General features: G+C 40.9%; 3 protein-coding genes. All 3 read right to left on the reverse strand.

What is annotated here, in order from left to right; genetic code table 11:
* On the reverse strand, positions 1 to 900 hold a 900-nt coding region (locus CXF78_RS13125), incomplete at its 3' end, for an efflux RND transporter periplasmic adaptor subunit (protein WP_102037051.1).
* Between the two features lie 200 nt (positions 901 to 1,100).
* Positions 1,101 to 2,384 carry an OmpP1/FadL family transporter gene (locus tag CXF78_RS13130; RefSeq protein WP_011638136.1) on the reverse strand — a complete coding sequence of 428 codons (1,284 nt, stop codon included), beginning with the start codon at positions 2,382 to 2,384 and terminating at the stop codon, positions 1,101 to 1,103.
* Positions 2,385 to 2,805: 421 nt separating this feature from the next.
* Entirely contained in the window at positions 2,806 to 4,266 is a 1,461-nt protein-coding gene (gene putP / locus CXF78_RS13135) for a sodium/proline symporter PutP (protein WP_011638135.1), read from the reverse strand.
* Between the last annotated feature and the right edge of the window lie 62 nt (positions 4,267 to 4,328).

Here is a 4,328-nt window from a genome sequence, read left to right on the forward strand (position 1 = left end):
ACGATATACCGACGTTAAGTCACTGACTTGATGTATGGCCGATAATGGGATCATTAAACTCGTTCGACTAGGGAAGTTAACGATGACTTTTATCCATTGACCTACTATGACGTCTTCAATGTTACTGGCATCAATGTTTACTCTAACTTGATGTTGATGAGTTAACGGATCGGCAAATTGATAGACGTTAATATCATTAGAAATGATTTTATCGCCATTGAACAACTGAACGCTTACTTGTTCTTGTTTTTGCACCTGAGCCACATCTTGCTGAGGAATTTGAAATACAGCTCTAAGGTGTTGAGTGTCGTAGCCAGAGAACAAAGCTTGGCCGTAAGATATGGTTTCACCTTGTTCGATAAATCGCTGGGTCATTCGGCCACTAAAAGGTGCGCTTACTACAGTGTAATTTAAACTTTCTTTAGCCTTTATTAACTGTGCTTGAGCGGCACTGACTGCTTGTTTGCTGGATTTTGCTTTGGCAGTGGCTTCATCCATCGCACCTTTTGATATGGCGCCCTTGGGAAATAATGTTTTATAACGAAGATATTGTGCTTGTGCTTCACTGTTTAGCGCCTCAGCTTTAGCTAGATCCGCTTCTGCCCCCGCGTATCCTGCACCTTGCTCTTTATTGGTAATCTCCAATAATGCAGCGCCCTGTGGGACGAGGTCATTTACATCAAAATGGATATTGATTATCCGCCCTGAGGTTTGTGCAGAAATTGTTGCCGCTTTAATAGCTTCAATTTTTGCATCATAAATACGCGGCTGATATTGATCCGAATATACTAGTTTTAATGTTGCAACATCAGAGGCTTGCGCTGTATAAGATACTATTGTGGCTAGTACTGTTGTTGCGAGAATGGTGCCGAAGAATAAATTATTAGATAAGCGAGACATAGTGATAGCCTAAGTTGAAGTCTATAAGAAAATTCTAATGGACTTTGCACTGTTAAGCAACCGATATATTGTAAAATCGTATAGATTAGAACCCTATGATATAAATGGCATAAAAAAACCGCCAATTAACAATAAAAGGCGGCTTGGTTGGAAACTTTTAGCCCGTGGTGAGCGGACTAAAAAAGGGTAAATACTGCTAATTAAAAACTGTAGTTATATTGTACTGAGTAGTAGACAGCATTCGAACGCGTTTGTGCTGAAATCTCACTGTTGTAGCCAGGCACTTGAGCAAGAAGGTTACTATTTTCTAGTACAGTAACATCTTCTCCGCGTACAAAAGCGATACCTAAATCAACGCTTGATTTTGCATTTAAATCGTAACTCACACCCGCGGTGTACCAAGTACGATCAGAATCAGGTATTGATAATGATGAATGCTGATTAACTACGCCCTGATCGGTTGCGACACCTGCGCGTAAAGTCCAGTCTTGAGTGAGGTTATAAGTAGCGCCTAGGCTTAAGAACCACGAATCTTTCCAGTGGTATTCTTTTAAATCTGCTTGGTCGACACCATTGGCACCATCTTTAACCACGATTTTGTCGAATGCACTCCAATTGGTCCACTGTGCTGTGTAATGCACAGCAAACTTATCCGTTAGTTGGTGGAAACCGGCAAACTGAGCAATATCAGCGATAGGAATATCAATTTCATTGTATTCAGTGTAAAGATAATTTACATCACCTTTGGCGGTAAGTTTTGGACTAATACGGTAACTTAAGCCAAAGCGATTATCTGGATTAACTTCATACACAACACCAACAATCCCACCTAAAGCCCAACCATCAGCATCAACATCTACTAGGCTGCCAATTTGTGGGTTATCGCTAGTACGTGTCAGGGTTCCACTACCGTAAACGGCATCAACACCAAAACCAAAACTAAACTGATCATTCACACGGTAAGACATACTGGTATTGAAGTTGATAGTAACAACTTCTGTGTTACCTAATAAATCTACTGGAGGCGGAAGAGGTACAGCATTGCCACTAATGGTAGGGGTTCTGTTTGCCAAGTCACCTAAATCGGTGCCAGTGCCGTAGTTACTAAATACCGCAACACCAAACGCCATTTTGTCGTTAATTGGATTGATGTAATAAAAATTGGGGATAACTTTTGCTTCTGCAGCCTTATGCTCACTACCAAAAGCAACGTCTTGTCCGGCAAAATTGCCTTCTACATCAGATACTGATACATCAATATCTGCATAAACAACACCTAAAGATAGCGCTGTTTCATCAAAAAGGGCCATAGCTGCGGGGTTACGAGATAGAACCGATGCGTTGTCAGCAATAACGGCATCACCCGCCATTGCACGACCAATACCAGTAGCAGATTGGCTGTTTAACTGAAAACCAGCAGCGGATGCTTGTGCACTGAGTAAGCCTACCGCGGTAGCAATGAGGGTCTTGTGGAATTTATTCATTATTATGTCTCATTTATTATTACCGTTTTGCACAAAGTTTATTCACTTCAAGCATTTGACGGCCAAAATTTTAGGCATATTAGGTAAGTGTGACTAATGTAACAACTCCGACCAGATGTTAGTTGTTGTTAACATTAAGTTAATTCTTGTTTTTAATGGTGAAGTAGGTGTTTGATAGCATGGCAGTATATGTAAATTTATCAGCAGTTCTAGACAACCATTACTGTGCAGTTAGTTTAAGTTAAAGTTTATTCATAGTGGATTTAAGACACTAACAACATGAGGATTATCGAAGCTTGTGAGGTAATGCGATTGTTTTAACACTCGATTGTTTTAAATTCGATTATAAGATTAATAGCTCAACCTCTACAATTACAGCGGTTGAGCTATTAAAATGACAAACATAGCCTTTTATTTGAGTTTATTGTGTTTTTAAAGATTCACGGAAATCAGCAAAGTCGCCGATAGTTTTCGGTGTTGGTGGTGATATTTTACTGACGATGACCCCCACGAATATTGCGAAAACAAATCCAGGGACGATTTCATATAATTCAAAAATACCGCCAGTCAGTTGTTTCCAAACGACAACGGTTAAAGCACCCACTAGAATGGTTGATATTGCACCATTACGGCTATAACCTTGCCAAAATAGTGACAATAACACCACGGGACCAAACGCAGCGCCAAACCCAGCCCATGCATAACTGACGAGTCCTAACACGCTGCTTTCAGGATTAAGCGCAACAACGCCTGCGACTAGGGCAATGGCAATAACGCCAATACGGCCTACTAACATCAGTTCTTTGCTACTGGCTTGTGGACGTAACCATTTAAGGTAAAAGTCTTCCGTGATGACACTAGAACAAACCAGTAATTGTGAATCAATAGTACTCATGATGGCAGACAAAATAGCGGCAATCAGCAAACCACCAATCCATGGATTAAAAGCGGCATGGGCTAAATGAATAAATACTGTTTCTGAGTTCTCAAGTGGCTCAGCAGCAAAATAAAGGCTACCGGCAATACCGGTGGCTAAGGCGCCGACTAACGACACTATCATCCAGCTCATGGCTATTCGACGGGACAGTACTAAATCTTTTGGGCTGCCGATAGCCATAAAACGAGACAAAATATGCGGTTGACCGAAATAGCCTAATCCCCACGCCAAGAGAGACACGAGTCCAATGACGGTAGTATTTTCGTTTATAAATGACAACATGACAGGATCAATTTGTTCAAAACTTGCTTGAGTGTCGGGTTGGCTGAAAATTGCAATGGGTACAATTAATAATGCAATTAACATTAAGCAGCCTTGAAAAAAATCGGTCCAGCTGACGGCAAAGAATCCACCTACGAAGGTATAAGACACAATAATGAATGAACCGATCAGTAAGGCGAGGTTGTAATCGAGGCCGAATACTTTTTCAAATAATATCGCGCCGCCCACCATGCCTGAAGAAGCATAGAAAGTGAAAAAGATCAGGATCGTTAATGCCGAAACCAATTTTAATAGTCCATGAGAGTCATTAAAACGGTTTTCAAAAAAATCGGGTAACGTCAAAGAATTATTAGCAACTTGGGTATAAATTCGCAGTCGTTTTGCAACAAATAACCAATTAAGCCACGCACCAAAAACTAATCCAAATCCAATCCAGGCTTCACCTAAACCACTTAAATACACCGCTCCAGGTAAGCCTAATAACAACCAACCAGACATATCTGATGCGCCAACACTTAACGCTGTTACTGCGGGCCCCATTTTGCGACCACCGAGAATGTAATCATCAACCGTGTCTGTTTTACGATAAGCCCAGTAACCAATGCCCATCATTAAGGCAAGGTATCCGATAAAGGTAATGATGATTGGTGTTTGAATTTCCATATTGCTTCCAAGTGATTATTTTTATGGTCGATATGCTAGCAGAAGTTCGATCTAGTTCACAC

Origin of the sequence: Shewanella sp. 11B5, assembly GCF_002836795.1 — a bacterium.
In the GTDB taxonomy this organism is placed as follows: domain Bacteria; phylum Pseudomonadota; class Gammaproteobacteria; order Enterobacterales; family Shewanellaceae; genus Shewanella; species Shewanella frigidimarina.

What these genes read in the sequence shown, in the direction of transcription:
- putP (WP_011638135.1), bottom strand. Translation starts at nt 4,266, where the DNA reads ATGGAAATTCAAACACCAATCATCATTACCTTTATCGGATACCTTGCC.
- CXF78_RS13130 (WP_011638136.1), bottom strand. Translation starts at nt 2,384, where the DNA reads ATGAATAAATTCCACAAGACCCTCATTGCTACCGCGGTAGGCTTACTC.